21 protein-coding genes are annotated in these 22362 nt (G+C 56.8%); 8 read left to right on the top strand and 13 right to left on the bottom strand.

Going from position 1 to position 22362, the window contains the following annotated elements; genetic code table 11:
- Positions 1–167 precede the first annotated feature (167 nt).
- On the top strand, positions 168–593 hold the full coding sequence (locus tag AAFH99_RS16105) for a hypothetical protein (protein WP_043319191.1): 426 nt from the start codon (positions 168–170) through the stop codon (positions 591–593).
- Positions 594–659: 66 nt separating this feature from the next.
- Positions 660–1280, top strand: a complete 621-nt coding sequence (locus AAFH99_RS16110) for a hypothetical protein (protein ID WP_197023819.1) — start codon at positions 660–662, stop codon at positions 1278–1280.
- 22 nt (positions 1281–1302) lie between these two features.
- Here AAFH99_RS16110 and fghA read toward each other — a convergent pair whose 3' ends face one another.
- Positions 1303–2145: an S-formylglutathione hydrolase gene (fghA, locus tag AAFH99_RS16115; protein WP_406828248.1), complete on the bottom strand. Its 843-nt coding sequence runs from the start codon at positions 2143–2145 to the stop codon at positions 1303–1305.
- Positions 2146–2157: 12 nt separating this feature from the next.
- Positions 2158–3300 carry an S-(hydroxymethyl)glutathione dehydrogenase/class III alcohol dehydrogenase gene (locus AAFH99_RS16120; protein WP_043319195.1) on the bottom strand — a complete coding sequence of 381 codons (1143 nt, stop codon included), beginning with the start codon at positions 3298–3300 and terminating at the stop codon, positions 2158–2160.
- A gap of 244 nt (positions 3301–3544) precedes the next feature.
- Between AAFH99_RS16120 and AAFH99_RS16125 the strand changes: the two genes are divergently transcribed.
- Positions 3545–3931, top strand: a complete 387-nt coding sequence (locus AAFH99_RS16125; protein ID WP_156035271.1) for a hypothetical protein — start codon at positions 3545–3547, stop codon at positions 3929–3931.
- A 59-nt stretch (positions 3932–3990) separates the two neighbouring features.
- Here AAFH99_RS16125 and AAFH99_RS16130 read toward each other — a convergent pair whose 3' ends face one another.
- The 5 genes from AAFH99_RS16130 to AAFH99_RS16150 all read right to left on the bottom strand — a co-directional run bounded on the left by AAFH99_RS16130 (position 3991) and on the right by AAFH99_RS16150 (position 10680).
- Positions 3991–4656, bottom strand: a complete 666-nt coding sequence (locus AAFH99_RS16130; RefSeq protein ID WP_406828249.1) for a hypothetical protein — start codon at positions 4654–4656, stop codon at positions 3991–3993.
- A 245-nt stretch (positions 4657–4901) separates the two neighbouring features.
- Positions 4902–5846 carry a tyrosine-protein phosphatase gene (locus tag AAFH99_RS16135; protein WP_406828250.1) on the bottom strand — a complete coding sequence of 315 codons (945 nt, stop codon included), beginning with the start codon at positions 5844–5846 and terminating at the stop codon, positions 4902–4904.
- A gap of 40 nt (positions 5847–5886) precedes the next feature.
- A complete protein-coding gene (locus AAFH99_RS16140) occupies positions 5887–8424 on the bottom strand; it encodes a TonB-dependent receptor (RefSeq protein ID WP_406828251.1) in 2538 nt (845 codons plus the stop codon).
- A 172-nt stretch (positions 8425–8596) separates the two neighbouring features.
- Entirely contained in the window at positions 8597–9811 is a 1215-nt protein-coding gene (locus AAFH99_RS16145; RefSeq protein ID WP_406828252.1) for a hypothetical protein, read from the bottom strand.
- Positions 9808–10680 (bottom strand): hypothetical protein, encoded by an 873-nt coding sequence (locus AAFH99_RS16150; protein WP_406828253.1) that lies wholly within the window; start codon positions 10678–10680, stop codon positions 9808–9810. The genes AAFH99_RS16145 and AAFH99_RS16150 overlap by 4 nt, the downstream gene beginning before the upstream one ends.
- A gap of 600 nt (positions 10681–11280) precedes the next feature.
- Between AAFH99_RS16150 and AAFH99_RS16155 the strand changes: the two genes are divergently transcribed.
- From AAFH99_RS16155 to AAFH99_RS16175, 5 genes are all read left to right on the top strand, one after another.
- A complete protein-coding gene (locus AAFH99_RS16155; RefSeq protein WP_043319204.1) occupies positions 11281–11718 on the top strand; it encodes a host attachment protein in 438 nt (145 codons plus the stop codon).
- 186 nt (positions 11719–11904) lie between these two features.
- Entirely contained in the window at positions 11905–12858 is a 954-nt protein-coding gene (gene corA, locus AAFH99_RS16160) for a magnesium/cobalt transporter CorA (RefSeq protein WP_043319206.1), read from the top strand.
- Between the two features lie 250 nt (positions 12859–13108).
- Complete coding sequence (locus tag AAFH99_RS16165; protein WP_406828254.1) at positions 13109–13807, top strand: hypothetical protein; 699 nt, start codon at positions 13109–13111, stop codon at positions 13805–13807.
- A gap of 159 nt (positions 13808–13966) precedes the next feature.
- The gene (locus AAFH99_RS16170) at positions 13967–14536 is read left to right on the top strand and encodes a cytochrome b (RefSeq protein ID WP_406828255.1); all 570 of its coding nucleotides are present in this window, start codon (positions 13967–13969) and stop codon (positions 14534–14536) included.
- 57 nt (positions 14537–14593) lie between these two features.
- Positions 14594–15172, top strand: a complete 579-nt coding sequence (locus AAFH99_RS16175) for a YceI family protein (protein WP_406828256.1) — start codon at positions 14594–14596, stop codon at positions 15170–15172.
- Positions 15173–15351: 179 nt separating this feature from the next.
- Here AAFH99_RS16175 and AAFH99_RS16180 read toward each other — a convergent pair whose 3' ends face one another.
- From AAFH99_RS16180 to ectA, 6 genes are all read right to left on the bottom strand, one after another.
- Positions 15352–16770, bottom strand: coding sequence for a sodium/proline symporter (locus AAFH99_RS16180; RefSeq protein ID WP_406828257.1), 1419 nt, complete (start codon positions 16768–16770; stop codon positions 15352–15354).
- 91 nt (positions 16771–16861) lie between these two features.
- Positions 16862–17869 carry a tetratricopeptide repeat protein gene (locus AAFH99_RS16185; RefSeq protein WP_051687162.1) on the bottom strand — a complete coding sequence of 336 codons (1008 nt, stop codon included), beginning with the start codon at positions 17867–17869 and terminating at the stop codon, positions 16862–16864.
- A complete protein-coding gene (locus AAFH99_RS16190; protein WP_406828258.1) occupies positions 17857–19413 on the bottom strand; it encodes an aspartate kinase in 1557 nt (518 codons plus the stop codon). Before AAFH99_RS16190 ends, AAFH99_RS16185 begins: the two co-directional genes overlap by 13 nt.
- Positions 19414–19435: 22 nt before the next feature.
- Positions 19436–19840: an ectoine synthase gene (locus tag AAFH99_RS16195; RefSeq protein ID WP_043319213.1), complete on the bottom strand. Its 405-nt coding sequence runs from the start codon at positions 19838–19840 to the stop codon at positions 19436–19438.
- A 115-nt stretch (positions 19841–19955) separates the two neighbouring features.
- Positions 19956–21284 (bottom strand): diaminobutyrate--2-oxoglutarate transaminase, encoded by a 1329-nt coding sequence (gene ectB / locus AAFH99_RS16200; protein ID WP_406828259.1) that lies wholly within the window; start codon positions 21282–21284, stop codon positions 19956–19958.
- A gap of 78 nt (positions 21285–21362) precedes the next feature.
- Positions 21363–21980 carry a diaminobutyrate acetyltransferase gene (gene ectA / locus AAFH99_RS16205; protein WP_406828260.1) on the bottom strand — a complete coding sequence of 206 codons (618 nt, stop codon included), beginning with the start codon at positions 21978–21980 and terminating at the stop codon, positions 21363–21365.
- Between the last annotated feature and the right edge of the window lie 382 nt (positions 21981–22362).

Genomic DNA, 22362 nt, shown 5'->3' on the forward strand with positions numbered 1-22362 from the left:
AAAATAACTTTCAACATTAAATTTTATTAATGTTAGAAACTTTCACAGGCCAGGCTCCCCCCTCGACATCTCCCGGTTAACACTCGTTAACGGATCTTTACCCAACGGAATTCAACGAAAATGCGACCGCGATTGTCTCAACCAGCGCACACCACATAGGAGACACCATGAAACGTCTGTACAGCGCTGCCGCTTTCGCGGCCATTGCCACGGTGACCGGATGCGCCAGCGCCCCGAAAGCGCCGCCGGTTTTTTCCGAGTCCTTCATTACCAGTATCACCCCGCAGGGCAACCATCTGTTTACCTACACCGCCAGTCTGAGCATGGAAAATGCAGGAGGTGGCCGAAAACCGGGCGGCGGCGGTCGAGGTGGCAAGGGAGGCGGAGGCCCCGGCGGCGGCATGGGTGGAGGTAAAGGCGGCGGCGCGGGCGGGATGCCGGCCAAAATGCGCGAAAACGCCAGCGAGGCCGCCATGGAACGTCTGGACCTGGTGCTCGCAGAAACCAACTACTGCCCACATGGGTGGTTTGTTATCGAAAAAACAGCAGACCGGGGCAATGTGGAGGTTAAAGGAGAGTGCCGAGCCCGTTGAGGACCCTACGATTCTCCGTGAGATAGCGTAAACTGGCCTGAATAAATCCAACTCTGGGCGTTATCAATGAAAATTCGGGCCAGTGCCATCCTGTCACTGTCTGTCAGCGCGCTGTGGCTGTCAGGCTGTGACACCAAGTCTCACCCAACTGCACAGGAACATCCTGCCGACCAATTTCTGAAAAACATCGCAGCCCATTGCGGCCAGGCTTTTGCCGGAGACATTACCGCCAATGAGCCGCCCTCCGATAAACCCGATCCGTTTGAAGGCGAGGAACTGGTCATGCATGTGCGCGGCTGCGAGAACCCGGTACAGGAAATTCACATTCCCTTTCACGTGGGCGACGATCGATCCCGCACCTGGATTCTGACACGCACGGAAAACGGGCTTCGACTCAAGCACGATCATCGCCACAAAGACGGCAGTGAGGATGCTGTCACCATGTATGGTGGCGATACCGCCAGTGCGGGAACAGAAAACCGCCAGGAATTTCCGGTGGATCAGGAATCCATTGAGACGTTTAAGCGTGAGGGACTGAATGCGTCACTGGAGAATATCTGGGCCATGGAAATTCACCCGGACCGATATTTCATCTATGAATTAACCCGCCCCAATGGGCGGGAATTCCGCGTGCAGTTTGATCTGAGCAAGCCCGTACAGGCCCCACCGGCACCCTGGGGGCACTGACCCCCGAGGCGGCTGAATTTACTCAGGGGTTATGCAGCAGATAGTCTGCGTGGAAACGCAGGTGCTGCTCGATAAAGGTGGCAATAAAATAGTAACTGTGGTCGTAGCCCGCGTGAAACTCCAGTTTCAGTGGATAACCCGCCGCGTCTGCCGCCGCCTTGAGGGCATTGGGCTTCAGCTGCTGATCCAGGAACTGATCCTCTTCCCCCTGGGATACCAACATCGGTAATTGCGCAGTGGCGCGGCTCAATAGCGCGGTCGCATCGTATTCCTCCCACAGGGCTCTATCCGCCCCCAGGTATGCCGCCAGGGCCTTCTCTCCCCAGGCACAGGCCATGGGATTGCAGATGGGACTGAAAGCAGACACCGAGGTATAGCGGCCGGGGTTTTTCAACGCAATGGTCAGCGCACCGTGCCCTCCCATGGAGTGGCCGCTGATGGCACGGCGATCACTCACCGGGAAATTTTCCTCAATCAGCGCCGGTAACTCTTTCACCACATAATCGTACATCTGATAGTGCGGCTTCCACGGCGCCTGGGTGGCGTTCACATAAAAGCCAGCGCCCTTGCCGAGATCATACGCCTCATCATCCGCCACCCTGTCACCTCTGGGGCTGGTATCCGGAATCACCAGAGCAATACCCAACTCCGCCGCCATACGCTGAGCGCCGGCTTTCTGGGAAAAGTTCTCATCGGTACAGGTAAGGCCTGAGAGCCAGTACAGCACCGGAAACCGCTGATCCTTTTCCGCCTGGGATGGCAGGAAAATGGAAAATTGCATTTCACAATCGAGCGCGTCCGAGCGATGGCGATACTGGCACTGGTTGCCGTCAAAGCTCTGGGTCTTGCTGACAAGTTCTAGCATGCGGGAAGCACCTCAGTTATGGTGACTATGGTTGTAATGAATCACGCTGCGAATACTTTTGCCTTCATGCATCAGATCAAACGCCTCGTTGATCTGCTCCAGCGGCATGGTGTGGGTGATAAAATCATCCAACTGGAACTCGCCGGCGAGGTAGCGCTCCACGTATTCGGGCAGCTGGGAGCGCCCTTTCACGCCGCCAAACGCGGTCCCGCGCCACACTCGCCCGGTGACCAGCTGAAACGGCCGGGTGGAAATTTCCTGGCCCGCTCCGGCAACGCCGATAATCACGGATTCGCCCCACCCCTTGTGACAACACTCCAGGGCCGAGCGCATAACATTCACATTGCCGATACACTCGAAGGAATAATCCACACCACCGTCGGTGAGCTCCACGATGACTTCCTGAATCGGCTTGTCAAAATTTTTCGGGTTGATGCAGTCGGTAGCTCCCAGCTTCTTCGCCAGCTCAAACTTGCTTTCATTAATGTCGACGGCAATGATCCGGCCCGCTTTGGCCAGGCGCGCACCGATAATGGTGGCAAGACCTATTCCGCCAAGGCCAAATACGGCAACGCTCGCGCCCTCTTCCACCTTCGCCGTGTTTGCCACCGCTCCCATTCCGGTGGTCACACCACACCCCAGCAGGCAGATCTCTTCCAGGGGGGCCGACTTGTTTACCTTGGCCACGGAAATTTCCGGCAGTACCGTATATTCGGAGAAGGTGGAGGTGCCCATATAGTGATAAATCGGTTCACCGTTGACGGAAAAGCGCGTGCTACCGTCGGGCATCAGGCCCTGGCCCTGGGTGGAGCGGATTTTCTGGCACAGATTGGTCTTGCCGGAGGTGCAGAATTTACACTCGCCACACTCCGGGGTATACAGCGGAATCACGTGATCACCCACCGCGACACTGGTGACACCCTCGCCGATGGACTCCACCACACCGCCGCCTTCATGGCCGAGAATGGCTGGGAATACCCCCTCAGGATCATCGCCAGACAGGGTGAATGCATCGGTGTGACACACACCGGTCGCCATCAGTTTGATTCGTACCTCGCCCGCCTTGGGCGGTGCAACTTCCACTTCTTCGATGGACAGTGGCGCGCCGGCTTTCCAGGCGACCGCGGCTTTACACTTGATCGGCTCCGCTGACATGTAGCTCTCCTGTTTGTTCTGATGGCCCTTTGGGCGGAAAGCTTAACAGATCAGAACATGCCTGCCTGTCTTTAATACACTGGTCGCCGCCGCTGTCGCACTGTTTTACATCAGAGATCAATTCTCACGCCCTTTCCTGGTGCCGGAGATTCACCGCTCGGCTCCATAACACCGGAGCCCGGCGGGTTCCGCAGAGCTGGCCCATTCCTTGCTCCGCCATGGATAAAGGACAACAAAAGGCTCAATGACGATGACCGACCACCAATGGCTGATGACCTCCCAGGCACTCAACTCACTGCGGAAACTGCGCAAACGTATTCAGGCCGAGTTTGGCATCAACCTGCGTTTTTCCGATTTTAATTTTGAGCAGCAGCTGGCTGATCTCAAGCACCGCAGTAAAGATACGGAGTCGCTCACTCTGATCGCACAACTGGAAGCCATGAAAGGAGGGCCGTTCCTCACCGGCCAGGAGCCACCGGAACGACTGTATCGCGGGCAGAAAGTTTTACGGGAATCCGCGCACAAGGATATCTATGAAATGATTTATGGCGATGAACTTGCGCTACACGATGGGCGGGGGTCTCAAGCGCAGCCACGCAGGATGTATCGCGGCCAGCCCGTGATCCGCTGACCGCCTGCCTCCCGTTAAACGGAACAGGCAGACCGCGAGTGCCGGGGGGTAACGCCTGGTTACTTGCGGGCCAGATCCTGCAGAGCATCCACTTCCAGAATATCTTCCATCTCGTCGAGTACTTCCTCGGCAAGTTCCTCCAGCAGACGCTCAGTAGCCTCACGGGTGGTATCTTCCACGGTACCACCATCTTTCGGGGCCTTGGTACGGTAGCGGGCCTGCAGTTTCAGGTCGGCGATGTCCACACTCCCTTCCCGCAGAGCTGGTGCGCCGGCCTGCGAGCCCAGTAGCCGGTAGTGAAATTTTCCATAGGCCGTCATGGTGCCCTTTTCCACGTCATAATCACTGCTGCTGAATATATCGAGAATTTTCTGCCGCACCGTTACATCAAATTCGGTATGCAGCGTCAGCGGTGCGGCACTATCCACAACACGCACCCGCTCATCGTCAAAGAATTCACCAAATTGCTGCTGAACCTGCTGGTTGAGGTACACAGCAAACGCATCATTGGCTTTCTTGCGCATTTCCCCCAGGCCACTATTACTGCCCGACAGCGCCAAAAGTATCTGCAGGTTACTGCCGGTAAGCGGGGTGGGTGCTTCGACACGAATATCAGAAGGCGCTACCGACAGCCAGAATTCCGGCTCACCGCCGGTATAGCCGGACCAGCCGCTTGCGGTGTTGGCAGAAAGCGCCGGGGACCAGGCAGTCAGACAAGACAGCATCAGCGCCAGGACAAGCGGCAGGGTTTTGGATCGCGGAGAGTGAACAGGGTGAGATTCGGGCGTGGGAAAATGGCTTAGGGGTAATCTTAGGGGCATAGTGTCTAGGGGCATAGTGTCGCTCCCGGGTCTTCGGGTTAATAGATCGTGCGGCCAGTAGGCGAAATACCAGTTTGCTGCACGAATACTATCCCTTGCAACCTGCGGGCCAGATTCAGAATCTGGCCCCGGGAGCGAACGAGTCGACACTACTGAAGATAGCGCGCCTTGAGCAGGGCCAGCTCCTGAGCATCCACATCCAGGGCGTGCTGAATATAGCCTTCTACGGAACCGTGCTGGCGCTCCATTTCGGCAAATGCGGACTCCAGCCAGGATACTTCCACGCCGGCCAGTACATTGCGAACTTCCGGCGGCAGCTGGGCAAAGAATGCATACATCTGCCTCTGTTTTTCGCTGGCATCTTCCGGCAGCTGCATGATGTCGTGCTTACTGTTTTTGATGACTTCATTGGTCAACAGGTAATCCTGCTCAATGGTTGCGCGGTCCACCCCCAGAGCGGTGAGAATCAATGCGGCACCGATACCCGTGCGATCCTTACCGGCAGAGCAGTGGAATAACAGCGCGTCGTCGGACTCGATCAGTTTCTGAAACATGGCTTTGTAGTGCGGTGTCTGTTGCCGGACCAGGCCAACGTAGCCTTTGTCCATCAGCGCCACCAGATCCTGCCTGGTGAAGTCCGGCTTGCGCAGCACCTTGCCGAATTCTGCTTCCCAATCCGCCATCATCTGGTAGTCCCAGGTCATATGATCGATTTCACCGGCCTGCCAGTGCGTGGGCTCGCTCGAGCGCTCTTCACTTGAACGGAAATCCACCACGGTGGCAATGTCACGGTTCGAGAGAAACTCGTAGTCCCCTTCGGTGAGGTTGGTCAACACACCGGAGCGGTAAAGCTTGCCCCACTTTACGGTTTTCCCATCGGCAGTCTTATAACCGCCGAGGTCACGGAAATTGCGCCCGCCTTCCAGTGGCAGTACCCGGGTGTGCTCGATGGCTGCCGGGACAGCAGCCTGCTCAGCTGGCAAGGTTTTAACCTGAGACAGTGCGTTGCCGCGCATCACGTCAGAAGAAGCACAGCCACCCAGTGCCAGTGCCGCAAGCGCGGCAACCAGCGTATTCGTTATCCGTTTATTCATGGTTCACCTCAATATGTTTTCTTGATAACCAGATCAATGATCAAAAATTCACGCGGAAGCCCGCGAGATAGCGTCGGCCATAACTCTCAACCTGATTCGGATTGCTTTCGTCCCCGGTGTAACGCACATCCTGCTCGTCGGTCAGGTTGTTGGCATTGGCGTACAGGGTGACGTCGGAGCCGAACATCGCCATTGGCAGGTCATAACTCACCGACAGGTCCACGCGCTCCTGCGCCGCCCAGTAATCGGTCATGCCGACGTTTTCGGTGGTGGAGAGCCAGTCGTCCCGATACTGGTGATTTAAGCGAATGGAAAAGCCTTCCATTTCATAAAACACTGACGCGTTGAAAATGGTCTCCGATGTACCCGGCAGGCTGTGGCGCGCACCAGCGACCGTTTCAAACTCACTGTCGAGCAGAGTGAGGTTGGCGCTAATACCGAAGCCGTCCAGTACCGGCATGAAGTCTGCCGCCTGGGCGATAACATTGAATTCGGCTCCGCTCATCTTGCCGTTACTGCCATTCAGATATTGGGTGTATACCCAATAGTCGGCACCCACTTCCGGCATATAGGCGCTGCCGGCGATCACATCACTCTGTGCATAGATCACGTTGTCAATGTTGCGGGTAAACAGGCCCGCGCTCATCAGACTGGCCTCACCGGCATACCATTCGAGGGAAAGGTCCGCGCCGATCGACTCTTCCGCCTCCAGGGAGGGGTTGCCCGCAGTGACGCTGCTCTGAACAAAATCCACCATGTCGTCACCGCGCCATTCGGCGTAGGTCGGGCGGCTGACACCGGTGGAAACGGACATACGCAGTTTGACGTCGTCGGCCAGGTCGACATTCAGATGCGCACTGGGCAGCACGTTGGTAAAGCTGTCTTCGAAGTTACCCGTGGGGCCCTCGCTCAGGTAATCGGTATTCTCCACGCGCATGCCCAATACCAGGTTGCCCCAGTCATACTGTGTGGTCACCATGGCGTAACCGGCGCTGACGTCCTCTTGCAGGCGGATCCCCTGGGAATCATTCGGGCTCAGTTCCAGCCCGCCAACAGCGGCATCCCAGGCCGCACGCAAGCCCTTGTTGTCATAGTAAGTGGCACCGTCGATGCCGTTACTGAACTGGGTATCCCAGGCTTCGTCTGTAGCGAAATCACCGATATTCACATCGCCAGGGAAGAGACCGTAGGAAAGTACAAAACCAAGACCTTCCGCCTCGCGGGCGTCAAACTCGATACCGGTTTTTACCACGGCGTCGCGGCCAAACAGCGTCAGGTCACGCTCGGCATCCAGCTTGAATTTGGTGGCATCGATCGCCATTTCCGTACCGATCAGCATGCCGAGATCAACGGCGTAATTGATATCGCTGACATCCATCGGTGTCTGTGCGATGGGATCAAACAGGCCGTAAACCGCCGGGTCGTGCAGATCGCTCACGTCGAAGCTGGCCACCGCAAAACCGCCTTCGCTGCGGGGCAGCGGCAGGAACATGGTATTTTCTGTTTCGGTGAAATTGATTCGGGATTCGACCACCCAACTACCCAGCGCCAGGTCCATCCCCAGGGTGTTGGTGAAGGTAGAGTTCTCGTAAAGACCGTATTCAAGGGCGCGTCCAACCAGTGCAAACTGATTTTCTCCCACAGCACCGGTCGCCTGGGGTGCGCCAACGGCAGCTGCACCTCCGGCAAAGTCGAATACGTACTGGTTGCGCTCTTCAAAGTCCTGGAATTCGTTATACAGGGTGGAGACAAATACACGCTCCAGCGCACCATCTCCACGGAACTCAAAACGACCACCGTAGGCGCGGTCTTCACGCACGACCTTGTAGCTGCGGAAATCCAGCTCGTTGACCAGCAGCTCACCACTGTCATCGCGTGCGATATCGTATTCGCGGTTGTCGGTAATCTGTTCGCGGCTATTTTCCGAGGTAAACAGGGAGAAGCCGAAGTTTTCGTTGGACCAGGAAGTACGCAGCGCGAATTTCTCGATATCCCCATCACCCAGTTGCTGATTGCCCATCCCCAGATCTGTGGACAAGGCCCAGCCATCGTTTACAAACGGGTCGAAGGTGGAGATATTGATATGACCCGACACCGCACTGCCCGGCATATCCGCCGTGATCGCCTTGTTGGAATCAATGCGGCTGGTGATTACTGAAGGGAAACTGTCAAAACGCGGCACGCGGCCATTTTCTGCACCCGGAATGCTCAGGCCATCGATAGCCAGAGAGGTGTAACGGAAAGGCGCACCGCGGAAGTTGATGTAGCGGGCCTGGCCCTGGTCGCGCTCAATGGCGAGACCGGGAACGCGGCCAAGCGAATCCGCCAGGTTCTGATCCGGGAAGCGGCCGATGGTATCTGCCGAGATAATATCGACGGTATTGTCGGCATCGCGCTTGGCATCGATCGCCGCTTTCTGGCTGTCTCGAATCGGAGATGCCATCACCACCACTTCCTCCAGTTGTGCCGCATCCACGCTCTGCTGAGCCAGCGTCGGCGCGGCGGCCGCAGCGAGGGAAAGGGATATCAGTAACGCCAGGCGGTTGCGCGGCCAATCATTTTTACGCGAATTGATCATTGTTTTGCTCCGAAAACGGTTCGGGTAGTTGTGCCTGTAAGGTCTTGCAAAATGGCCCTGTGGAGATGCCGGGCCGCTCGGGACACATGATCAAAACTGCGTATGACAAGGGGGTTAAAAAGAGGCTTACAGCGAGAAAAGAGATATCCCTAAAACGGAATTTTCTTTGAAATCAGTGAGTTATAAAGGTGATGGACGCGGCATCGAGCCCCAGCCGATAGCGGTAGCGGCCACTTTTGAAATCGCGCTCGGAAGTAAACAGATAGGCGCTGGCGAGATCTTCTCCCAGTGCCGAGACCAGCTCATCGCGGATTTTATTGCGGTTCTGGTCCAGCGTTTTTGCCCGCAGGCCATTTTCACGAAGATCGTTAATAGACTTGGCGTGGCCGCCGTGGAACTCCATCAGTTCGATCAGCGATTGGGCATTTTCCCGATCCGGTCGATTGACTGGGGGATTCAGTACCCAGCCCTCACCCTGTGTTCGCAGGCGCGCATACCAGAGGTAATAGAAGAACGGAGTTTTGGACAGGGCAATATGGATACCGTGAATAGACACCCGCAACCGCCGGCAATCGAACGTCAGCTGATCCGGCGCATTGGCGACAGCCAGCGCGGTGTCCATAGCTTCCAGCCAGGGCGCTTTTTGCGCGGGCAAGGTGTCCACCGACAGGGCGCGGTGAAACCAGGGCAGCTGCGGTGCGCTCAGCACGGCAATATCCGATTGGGACAAACGGTGCAGAATTTCCGCAGGTGCCAGGGGAGACGCCTGACTAAAATATGAGAAAAGCTGCCTCTGTACAGAGTTTAATTGCGCAAGCTGCCGCTGCAGGCGCCGCGCGGCGCGGTAACCGGTGCCGGACGCCATCAGCGACTGGACCTGGGCCCGCGCACTGCTGTTCAGCGGCCGCGGCAGCAGAGCCATTCCACCCAGCAGTAGCAACGCCAGCAGCCCCTGACTGCCCACGAGCAAAGGCATATTGGTTTCACAGTCGACCGCCAGTCGCGCGCGCTCGAATATCTCGCTATCCCCGAACCGCCAGGGCACAATCACCTCAGCGCTGGCCGTCACTGTACCGGTGTTGACCGCGCTCCCGTGGTCATCCAGCAGCTGGATCACATGGGCGCGACACGGCCCTAACACGGGCAGCCGGCCCGCCGTGACAATTGAAGCAAGATCCTGCTCGAGCCGCTCTGTCACCCAGGGTTGTGCGCCCCCATGGGACAAACGGTTTTGCAGAGCCAGTTGCAGACGCTCGGGCAATTGTTCCTGAAGCGACTGGCTGAGGTGTGCGCGGAAACTGTGCTGTGCATGCCAGAAAGCCAATCCACTCAATACCGTGGTCAGCAGACACCACACAACAAGCCCGCGGTAGAAGTGGCGTGTCATCCGCCCACTCCCACGCATTTATGCGCGCCGGGAAAATCACGGTGCGCACTGAACAGGCCGCTGCTGGCACGATCGAACGCATCGGCGATCGCGCAATCGATATTGGCCGGACGCGCGCGGCGTACAAATAAGGTGGCGGCGGTTACATTGTCGGCCATCAGAGTACGCTGAAGCGGAATGTCCATATCCTGCTCGAGAAACAGTCCACCACTCACCAGATCCAGATCTCCGCTTCTGAACGCGCGGTACAGGCTGATAGCGTCATCAAAATAAAACAGTTGCTGCTGGGAGATATCCAGACCGACTTCTTTCAGTGAGGCCAGGGGCAGCAGGTGGAAAGTGTGACTGAGCTTGTCATTCAACAGCCCGATCTTTTTCCCCTGAAAGTAGTCGCGCTCCAGCCGGGGTTTCTGGTCGCGGCTGAACCAGTACACCTTGTACTGGTCGTAGCGCAACAGGGGCTCGTAATAAGTGGAGTATTCCGGTACCAAGCCACTGAGACTGTGCGTGCGGCTCCATATCAGGTCATAATCCTCGTTCAACACTTCCTCTGCGCGCAACTGGCTGCGGGGTTTCCAGGAGATCTGCACGCCGTGGTAGTGGCGCGCCATATCTGCGGAGCGACAGAGGTTATCGGCAATCTCCCGGGCAAAAATGGAAGATACCGTAAGCAGGTTAAAGATCTCGCGTTTTTGGCCAGGCGCGCGGGCTTCGGCCCCGGTGACGCATTGATAGACGTGATAATCGCGCAGTACCGGTGCCGCCGCTTCCTGTTGTGACAGCCACAGACTCACCCCCACCCCAAGTGCCAGGATCATGCACAGGGTAGCGACATACACACGTTGGCTGACAAAGAAAAGCGGCGACATTGCGGTTGTGTCACGACACGCAGGTTGTGGATTCAGCCTCGCAGTCTATGTACGTTTTATGACAAACCGATTACGTGCCACCGGCAACGGTCTGTGTGGTGCCACGGCTCTCCCACCTACCCGGCGGGGCACTACCCACCCGATACTGCGAGTCCGCGGATCCCCCGTTATTCATGGCAGCCTGACAACCCGGGACAAAAAAGAAATCGGCATCAATATATGCAAATGCTAACAATTCGCATTTAATGGTGTTACCATCTGCTCCCGTCACAGTTCGCGAACGGAGAGTCTTCAGTTCGGCATTTCATCCCGTTGCGGACGACGTTTTTTTGCGCGGGAGACCGGTCACAGGCGGTTTCCGGTAAGCGCGCTTGAGTACGCAGTGCACGGACGCACTGTCTCTGGAATACCTCCGCATCTGCTATTCCGGAGCAAGCCGGTGTTATACGCCCACCGGCTGGCGTAGTGAGTGCAGGGACGCACTTTTTTTCAATTCACTGTAAAGCTGGCCCCGTGGCTCCTGGTGCAATGTCGGTTAGGAACCCTCAGACAACGGTCCTAACATTCAGCGGAATCCCCAGAAAAAGAGAGGTAACCGCCATGCCAAAAGCCTGGGTTCTGGTAGCCAACCATACTCACGCTCGCGTGTTTGAAGCGGAAAAACGTGCGGGCACTCTCACTGAAATCGAATCCCTAGTGTACCCGGAAGGGCGCATGAAAGGGGAGGAACTGCGTCGCGACGCCCCCGGGCGCTCGTTCGACAGCCAGGGCCAAGGTCGACACGCCATGGCCGAACCCACCAGCCTGCGGAAGCAGGGCGCACAGAAGTTCGCCAAAGATATTGCACACACCCTGGAGCGAGGCCGCCAGGAAGGACGGTTCAACCGACTGTACATCGTCGCGGAACCTTCGATGGCCGGCAGCCTGCGCCTGTCGATGAGCTCTCCGTGTCTGGCCACCATCGCCGGTGAGGCGCGCAAGAATCTCACCACCAGCGATGCGGAAGAGATTCGCGCGCAGCTGCCCATGTGGTTGTGACACCGTGCCGTTTTCGGACGGTATTTTTCATGTCTAAATCCCACCTGCGCGCCCGGCCATCCCTGCCGGGCGCGCCAATTGATTTGTCCCCCCCACCCTGAGACCATGCCCCTCGAGCAGCCGGCCGTGACACGCCCGGCATCTTGAGCAGATTCCATAAAAGATCCCAATCAATAAGGAAGCGGTATGCTGAGACTGTTCCAAATCCAGCGCGGTAAGATCAAAGAGACCTATGCCGGTAGCGATTACCACAGCCAGCCGCTGTCTGACGCCGCCTGGATTGACCTGCAGGACCCGGAAGAAGACGAACGCGATCTGCTGGAACAACTACTGCGCACCGAGTTACCCGAATCTGACGATGTCGACGAAATCGAATCCTCCGCGCGCTTTTTCACCGATTCCGCCGGTATTCACGTGCACTCTCTCTACCTGACCCAGAGCGAAGGCCGCCACGACACCGCGACCGCGGCATTCATCCTGCAGCCCCAGCGTCTGATCACCGTACGCGACAGCGAACTGGCCGACTTCCGCCTGCTGCGCATGCGCGCCCGCCGCAATCAGGTAGAGGCACATAACGCCCAGGAACTGCTGATCCTGCTGTTTGAACAGAAGGTGGAAAACCTCGCCGACGCCCTGGAAGACAACTATCTCAAGCTGGGTGAAGTCAGCCACCTGGTGCTGGAAGATGAAGAAGCCGACCTGGAAGAAGCCATCGATCACCTGGCAAAGCTGGAAGACTCCAATGGTAAAATCCGCCTGTGCCTGATGGACACCCAACGCTCTATTGCCTTCCTGCAACGCCACCTGAAAGACGACCCGGAGCTGCGCGAAGACTGCTGGGGTATATTGCGTGACATCGACACACTGATGTCTCACACCACCTTCCTGTTCGAAAAGATCAACTTCCTGATGGACTCCACCCAGGGCTTTATCAGCATCGAGCAGAACAAGATCATCAAAATTTTCTCCATCGCCGCCGTCGTCTTCCTGCCCCCCACCATGGTGGCGAGTATTTACGGCATGAACTTCGAACATATGCCGGAACTCGAGTGGCTGCTGGGCTACCCCTGGGCGCTGTTGTTGATGTTGATGGCGGGTATGGCGCCTTATCTCTATTTCAAAAAGAAAGGCTGGCTCTAAATAATCACAATTCTCAGATGCGAAGGCGGCGATGCCGGGTAGGCCCCTGCAAGACCTTCTGCGAGAGGGACCTCGCAGAAGAGCCCCCATGGATGGGTTTTCGGGGGGGCGCCTAGCTCGTGTCTTGCAGGGGCCTACCCGGCAGCGTCGCCGCCACAACCCTTTACAAAGCGACCACCAAATTCACCGCCAGCTGCTAACCTTTATGGGTAAAACGGGATAAAGGTCATTGCAGGGAAGCAGGGCAATAATGGCGACGTCGGACGGCAACAATCCAGGAAAAACCAGCACCAAACCCTTCCATATGCGCCGCTGGCTCAGCATCCAGCAAGCAGTCGATCACCTGAGCGCGCTCTCTGAAGACCCTCTCACCAGCGACGACCTCGCCAGCCTCGCCGAAGATCATCAACTCGACCTCTACTGGTACCGCCCCGGCCAGAAACTGGCCTACCTCGACAAACCCGGCTGGGGCACCATCGAACTCACCCAGCCCCTGCGCCTGTGCCCCGAACACAACAGTGATTGGCGCGCCATTGTCGGCATTTTGCGCCAGCGCCCCGCGCTGCCCGCAGAAGAAAATGACACGCCCACGCTGGTAGACGGCGACGGTAATCGTCTGCGTATCGCTTTCGATTTCAACAATCGCCCGGAGCCTTTCAGCGCACGCTGGTACCCCAATTACGCCGAACTGGTGGTACGACGCCGCGATCTGGACCGGCTGGAAGGTCAACTCTTCAACGATGAAGACGAGCAATCTCTGGAGCCAGAACTGCTGCTGGATGTGATCTGGCAGTTGGAACAGATGGCGATGGAAAACGGAGCAAACCGCGGATCTGCCCATGATCTGAACTGGCTCACCCACCAACTGAGTGACCGCACCAAGCTCGACCCGAGCCTACTCGGTAAGGTTCTCAACGCAGCTGAGCGCCAGCACGCAACCCACCACTAATCCCGCCCTGCCCCTCAGATAGCTGTACTCGCCCGAACAGCAGGCGCTCTTGCGATTTTTTCGAAGAATTCTTACAGCTTTTTGCGCTAGTCCCTGCCGGGAAAATTTTTATAATCCCCTTCCATTGAAACTGAGTCTGCCCTGATGGAGGCACCCCCCGTGCAGTCCCGAAACAGTAATTCCCATTACGGCTGGGTCGCCGTCGCGTTTCACTGGCTGATGGCACCGGTCATCATCGGCATGTTTGCTCTCGGCTGGTGGATGGTCGGGCTCGGGTATTACGACCCCTGGTATCGCCAGGGACCAGACATACACAAGTCTGTTGGCATTCTGTTACTGATACTGCTGTTGGCACGCCTGCTGTGGCGTGCAGTAAATACCGCTCCAAATCCGGAACCGGCGCCGCGCTGGCAACAGCGCGCAGCAAGTGCAGCTCATGGCGCCCTCTATTTCCTGCTGATTGTCATATGTCTCACCGGCTACCTGATTTCCACCGCCGATGGTCGAGCGATTGAAGTGTTCAATTGGTTTCGTGTGCCGGCGACGATTCAGGGGCTGGAAAATCAGGAGGATATTGCCGGCACCCTCCATGAGTGGCTGGCGTGGACGCTGATGGGGCTGGTACTGCTGCACGGGCTTGCGGCCTTCAAGCACCACTTCGTCAACAAAGACAATACCCTGCGCAAAATGCTGGGGCTGGGGCCCAAAACTGGTTCACTGAACCGCTGATACCAAAACGTTACTGTCACTAACCAACATACCGTTAACCCACAAAGGAAATACTCCATGAGAAAATTCGCTTCGTTGCTGTTCGCGGCACTGGTTGCCAGCACCATCGGCACTTCCGTTCAGGCTGCCGACTACCAGTTCGACACCAAGGGCGCCCACGCGTTTATCCAGTTCCGGATCAAGCACCTGGGCTACAGCTGGCTGTACGGCCGCTTCGACAAGTTCGACGGCAGCTTCACCTACGATGAAGCCAAGCCGGAGGCTTCCACCGTTCAGGTCACTGTGGACACCGCCAGCCTGAACAGTAACCACGCGGAGCGCGACAAGCACCTGCGCGGTGACGACTTCCTGAACGTGGCCAAGTACCCCACCGCCACCTTCAAAAGCACCAGCTTTGAACCCAAGGGCGATGGTAAAGCACTGCTGAAAGGCGACCTGACCCTGCACGGTGTGACCAAGCCAATCACCATTGACGTTGAAGAAATCGGCGGCGGCAAGGACCCCTGGGGCGGCTACCGTCAGGGCTTCACCGGCAAGACCGAATTCAAACTGAAAGACTTCGGTATCGACTACGACCTGGGTCCGGCTTCCCAAACCGTGGAAATGATTCTGGATGTGGAAGGCATCCGTCAGTAAGCCTTCGATTGCCGTCTCACAGGATGGACAAGAAGCCCGGCCTTGGTGCCGGGTTTCTTGTTTTTGGGAAAAGATCTGGTGGATGGGATTGGTGGATGCGCTGCGCTTATCCACCCTACGGGTATGGCGCGTAGTTTATTCGTAGGGTGGATAAGCGCAGCGCATCCACCGATTTGCCACTATGCGTTGACGGTACGCCCAACAGGCTCTCGAGCGACAAAGTAACCCACAGCGTAAACCACAAGCCCCATCAGAATCCCCGGCATTCCTTCGTAGATATGCGCATGCCAGCCGAGCCAGCGCCAGATTAACGCTGTAGCCAATCCGAGCACACTCATCACAACCGCCAGTTTCTGGGAAGGTTTACCGCCAGCAGCCAGCACCATTAACAGCGGCGCAAACGCCGAGGCGAGCGCCGACCAGCTCATCACCACCAGGCTGAAAACACTCTGCTTATTCGCCAGCGCCCAGACTACTGCTGCTGCAGTAATACCTAGGGTCGCGATCTTCAGCAGGCGAGTATTTTCCGTGCGCTGAGGCAACAGATCGTGGGTCAGAGCCGCTGAACAGCTCAGCACCAGAGAATCCGCGGTGGACATGGTCGCGGCAAAAATGCCGGCGAGAATCAGACCTACCAAGACGGGCGACAACAACTCCATTGCCATCATCGGCAGCGCCAGCTCTGCATCAAAAGTGCCCGGATCATTCAGCAGGATTCGCGACAACATGCCAACACCGGTCGCCATAAAGTAAAAAATGGTGAACCATAGGTAGTACCAGCAACGTGCCTGTAGCATGCGCCCGGAATCATTCAGGGCCATAAAGCGCACCATCACATGGGGCTGGCCTACCACGGAGATACCCGCGAACAACCAGCTCAACGCAAACAGCACACCGCCGGCAACACCGGGTAACAGCAGGTCCTGTGGATACCAGTTGAGGAAGCCCTCCACCTGCCCCATCTGCTGCCAGGCAGCGCCGATCCCCCCCACCGATTGCGTCGCCACAATCAGTAGAATACTCATGGCGACCACCATCACCATCGACTGGGCCGCATCGGTCCAGATGGACGCGCGAATCCCCCCGGCAAGACAATAGGCCGCAACAATCACGCCACCGATCACCGCACCGCTCCAGATCGGAAGGTCCAGCACTACGTACAGCGCTTTACTGCCGGCCACCAACTGGGCACTGGCATAAGCAAGAAGAAAAAGAAGAGAGAGAATTCCGGCGAGCTTCTGCCAGTGACCGAACCGCGTGCCCTGCCAGCAGGCCAGTACGCCGGCGTAGCTGGATTCGCCGCTGCGCCTGGCCGCCTCGCGCAGGTTTTTGTGCATCCACAGGGAACCGAGGAAATCCCCGAGTATCCACCCCAGCATCAGCCAGATGGAAGCGAGGCCGGTGGCGTAGGTGTAACCAATCACACCGATAAACATATAACCGCTGTTATTGGTAGCCACCGCAGAAAGCCCCACCAGCATCGGCGAGACATCCTGGCTCGCGAGATAGTAGTCTTTTTTGGTCCCGCGACTTTTGCGGTAGGAGCTGACTCCTATCGCAGCGAATAGCGAAAGAAAAAACAGGAAACTGATCAGCACGTCCATTCCCCCTAAGCAGTTTGTTTGTTATTGAAATTTTTCGTAGCGGCCCACATCGTTTTTATTTTCGGCGCGGGATTTACCTGCAGCGCTAACGCGGTTCCTCAGGCTTACCGCCAGACTCGGACTGGATCCCGAGCAGCGCTGCGAACTCTTCCGAGCCGTAGAGTCCATTTAGCGCTGAATCCTCCAGCGCCTCATCCCGATAGGCCGGGGAGATATCCAGAGCCTTCTGCAGATAGCTGATGGACTCTTCCCACTGCTCGAGATAGGCGTAGGCACAGGCTAACTGGTAATAGGCATTGCCGTTCTGACTGTCGATCTGCAGCGCCTGCAGGCACAGATTGATGGCCCACTGTGGCTCGTCCAGCTCCAGTACTGCATCCGCCTTGTAGGTGAGGGCTTCGCCGTCGTCCTGACGCAACTTGAGGATCTGGTCATACACCGCAATTTTACCCGTGGGCGTCTGTTCGCGGCCGGCGCGCAGCCAAAGGGAGTGGATTTCCTGGGTCAGCTCAATCTCGTCCCGGTTATCCTCGATATGCTGAGTCTTTTCAGACAGTTGCTCTTCAATGCTACGCAGACGCGCCTCGTACTGCTCCACCAGGCTGGAGATTTCCTGATTGGCAAGGGTGTGTACCTTTTCCTTCACATCCCGGATAGAGGTCCAGCCCATGATCACCAGCAGGGAACTGAATCCGGCGATCAGGTAAAAGAAATAGGTGATGGTATCGGTGGCATAGGTGATCGCCTTGTCGGCGGCGCTCAACTGACGATCGACAATATTTTCGGTCAGGGAGACTTTCTGCGCAGCCATATCGACACGCAACTGCTTCAGCTCATCCAGCACGTAGCGTTCAATAAATGGCGTGTACAGTGCTTTATCGAGTTTGTCAGCTTCCTCGGCAACCCGCTCAAGCTCTGCGAGTTTCTTCTGATTTGCCTCTTTTTCCTCGTCGCTGATGACCGGCGGTGGCACATCCGTATCTTGCTGCGCCAGAGCCAGGTGAGCCGGGAAAAAACCACCGGCCACAACCAACACTGCCGCCAGCAAAGCTGACGGCAGTTTCGGGCACAGGCTAGCGGTTACGCGGCGCATATGGCTTCGCCATGTTCATGGACTTCCACCAGTGCGGCGTGCAGGCTTTTGACGGCGCTTTCGTAATCGCTCTCGTCGATTACAAACTGCATGTCCACCTGACGCATGGATTGGTGCACGGCCAGAATACTGATCGCCGAGTTGGCCAGTGCGCCAACCGCGCGGGACAACATGCCAGAGACTTTCATGTCGCTACCAATGGCGGAAACCACTGCCACCTTGCGCACCTGAATGTCACAATCCGGGAACAACTCGCCAATGGCTTTTTTGATGCGCTTGACGGTTTTCAGATTGTTGCTCAGGTAGTGCGTAATGGTATTGGCGTTGGTGTCCTTGGTCACGACGCTGCCTTTAAAGCGCGCAATGATTTCATTAATCGCCCGGTCGTAGCTGGTCATGCTGCCCATCATGTCCTGATCGAAACATTCAACAGCATAGATGTTTTTACGCCCCGCGATGATTTCCACCCGCGGTGTGTCGCTTACATAGTCGCCAGTAACCAGGGTGCCCCGGTGTTCCGGCTCAAAGGTATTCATCACACGCAGGGGGATCTCCCGCTGACGTAGACCTTTTGCCGCACGCGGGTGAATGGCTTCCATACCCAGGTTGGCCAATTGATCCGCCACATCGTAGTTGGTGCGACCGATGGGCACCGCCTGCTCTTCACCTACCAGGCGCGGATCGGCACTGCTCAGGTGATATTCCTTGTGAATGATCGCTTCGCTGGCGCCGGTAATTACCGCAATACGGCTGAAGGTCATTTCGCTGTAGCCGCGGGCGAAGGTTTTCATCAGGCCGTCGGCGGTGTGCGCATAGCCGGTGGCGATGGGCAGTTCGGTATCAAAATCCACATCGGCAAAAGCGCGCTCGATGCGCTGATCCAGGGTCAGGTGCTCGCCATCACGCCAACCGGTCAGGTCCACAAAGCGCGCATTGATACCTTCCTGCTTCAGCAGCTGCGCCATATTCCAGGCACTGTGTGCTTCCCCAAGGCTGGCAAGCATTTCGCTGACCACGTCCAGGTGCCCCTCCAGGGCGAAGTGGCCGTGCTGACACACCCGCTCAAGGTCCGCCAGGCAATTGGCCGCGTCGTCCAGACGCTCACCGATAAAACCATTGGCCTTGGCTAGGGTCACTTCATCGTCAAACAGCTCTGCGTTCACTTCTTCCATGCGCGCACGCAGGCCGGCAACGGCGTCAGACCACTCGCGCTCGTCATCGGCACCGGCGAACAGGGCAAAAATACCCGGGCGACCGGATTTTTTGTGTTCCAGCAGCATATCGGTGATGCCGCCATAGGCAGAAACAACGAAAACACGGCGGTAAAGGCCTTCCGCTTTCGCCTTGCCATTTTTGAGAATGATGTTGTCGCGTACCGCGCGATAGTCACTCATGGACGTACCGCCGATCTTTTCAACCGTATGTGCTTTCATGGAATCCTTGCGTTGACCGTTTTCGAGTTTCAAGTTGGGAGCACCGCGACTGTTGCCAGTATCAAAATATTCCCGGGTGGTGCTCCAAAACTCCGCTGCCTTGTTGTGCATTGCGATGACGTTGGCGACCGGCTTATTTTTCGTCCTGTACCTCTTCCGCATCCAGCTCGTAGGCGCCTTCCGCGTTGTGCACTTCTTTACCGTGTAGAGGAGGGTTGAATACGCACGCCATTTTCATTTCAGACTTGGCTTTGAGTACGTGCTTGTCGTTCTTGTCCAGAATATAGATGGTGCCCGGAGTGATCTCGTGAACCACGCCGTCGTCTTCCGCCATCACGGAACCTTCACCGGAAATGCAGTACACAGACTCCAGGTGGTTCTGGTAGTGCAGGTGCAGGTCGGCACCTTCATAAATGGTGGTGATGTGAAACGAGAAACCCATATTGTCGTTTTTCAGCAGCAGGCGGGTGCTCTCCCAGCCCTCAGATACAATACGACGATCTGTTTTTTCGGCTTCTTGCAGTTTTCTTACGATCATTGCTAACTCTTACTCAATCTTTCTAAATTAGGTCTTCAGTGCGCTCTTCAGCGTGAGCGCTGTAAAACGGCCTGCATAACAAACGCCGGCCGGGTTTTCACAAAGCGAGTGAGGATCAGGCGGCACCAGCAAGGGTGTTGTCGTGCTGACCCGATTCATCGGCAAAGAAGTCGTGCTCTTCCGGCACATCTTCGCCCTTCAGTACTTTGGCGACAGCCGCTTCCACGATGTCCAGCGCCTTGGTCAGGTTCTCATCGCTGATGGTCAGCGGACACAGGGTTTTTACTACGTGGTCGTCGGCACCACTGGTCTCGATCACCAGCCCGTTGCGGAAGGCTTCGGTGGTGATCTTGTCGGCCAGCTCGCCGCTTACGCAGTTGAGACCGCGGAACATACCGCGACCGCGGGTGGTCATGTTGCCGTCGCCGTATTTGTCGACAATGGTCTGCAGGCGCTTCTCGATGTACTCGCCCTTGCGCAGTACTTCCTTGGCAAACTTGTCATCGCTCCAGAAGTGCTTGATGGCAGCAGTGGCAGTCACAAACGCCAGGTTGTTGCCGCGGAAGGTGCCGTTGTGCTCGCCCGGTTTCCACTGGTCCAGCTCCGGCTTCATCAGCACTACCGCGAACGGCAGTCCGTAACCACTGAGAGATTTGGACAGGGTCACGATGTCCGGAACAATGCCCGCTTCCTCAAAGCTGAAGTAGCTGCCGGTACGACCACAGCCCGCCTGAATGTCGTCGACGATCAGCAGCACGTCGTGCTTCTTACACACGTCCTGCAGATTGCGCAGCCACTCGACGCTGGCAGCATTGATACCACCCTCGCCCTGTACGGTTTCTACCAGCACTGCTGCGGGGTGGTCGACACCACTGGAGGAATCGCTGAGGACCTTGTCGAGATACGCGGTGGTATCGAACTCATCACCCAGGTAGCCGTCGTACGGCATACGCGCCACGCTGCTCATGCTCACACCGGAGGCACCACGGTGGTGGGAGTTACCAGTTGCGGCCAGCGCCCCCAGGCTGCAGCCATGGAAACCGTTAGTGAAGGAAATGATGTTCTCGCGGCCTTTATATTTACGGGCTATCTTCAGTGCCGCTTCCACCGCGTTGGTACCGGTGGGGCCGGTAAACTGCATCACGTAACTCAGGTCGCGCGGCTTCAGGATGTTCTCGTAGAAGGCTTCCAGAAATTCGCGCTTGGCCTTGGTATGCAGATCCAGACCGTGGGTGATGCCATCCTGCTGGATGTACTCCAGCAGCGCTTCCTTGAAGATCGGATTGTTATGACCGTAATTCAGGGTGCCGGCACCGGCGAGGAAGTCCAGGTACTGGTTGCCCTCCTCGTCGTACAGGTATTCACCCTGGGCCTTGTTGAAAACCCGCGGAAAAGCGCGGGCATAGCTCATTACTTCAGATTCGATTTCGTCAAATACTTTCATGGTGACAACCCTTCTTGAGTCGTTGATTTCAATTACAAATTAGGAACAGGGAAACAGGTCATAGAGTGGTGTTACCACTCAGCCGGCGGCACTCGCTTGCGCAGCAGACACATCAAACGGGCCGATGCGCAGCAACATTTCGCTGCTGTGCTGGCCATTGAAGTGGCGGTCGCGGTCAAACATCACCGATTCAGCCAGAGCAGCGTCGAGCTTGCGTGCCAGGCTGCGGAACAGCGCCCATGAGGCGTCGTTGTCCGGAGTGATGGTGGTTTCGAGATGATTCACCTGAGCGCAGGCCGGGCGCGCGAGAATCTCGTGCAGCATGCGGCTGGCCAGCCCCATCCCACGACCGTTTTCCGCCACCGCCACCTGCCAGATAAACAGGGTCTCGGGGCGCTCGGGGATGATGTAGCCGGAAATAAAACCCACCAGCTCGCCATTCAGTTCGGACGCCACGCTGGTGGCGGCAAAATGGCTGGCCTGCAGTAGGTTGCAGTAGAGGGAATTGGTATCCAGGGGCGGGCAGTTCCCGATCAGCTGATGCACATTGGCACCATCCTCACTGACCGGGCGGCGCAGCTGAACCTGGGCACTCCGCTCGACTGAACCGCCAGCTCTGGGAGTGTCCGCCGGCTGCGCCAGCTGTACCTTGTCGTCGATTGAGTCGTCTTCTTTCTGTTCGCTTGTCGCGCTCAAACCAATACCTTTCGCTTAATTCTTTAGTCATCAAATTGTTAGAACAATATCAAATTTCCTTAACACACTTGGCAAAAAGCGGAACCCCGTCGTTAAAACCGTGTTCCGCTTGAAATTTGACCTTTTTCGCAAAAAGTTATTTACTGCTCTAAACAATTAAATCCATAGTACTCTAAATATTAGCGAGGGTGCAAGGCCAAGCCTTATGCAACTTGATCAGAACACAGCCAATTCCGGCGCCAGCAAAAAGCACCAGAATCAGGCGAAACCCGCGCAGGCAAAGGGCCGGCGCACCATGGGCGGGCACGAAAATCCCTCTCCAGAGCCCCGGGCAAAAGTGTCGCCAGGTTCCACGCGAGAACCGACCGATGATTCAAAATCC

Source organism: Microbulbifer sp. ARAS458-1, from assembly GCF_045348205.1.
Taxonomy (GTDB): Bacteria; Pseudomonadota; Gammaproteobacteria; order Pseudomonadales; family Cellvibrionaceae; genus Microbulbifer.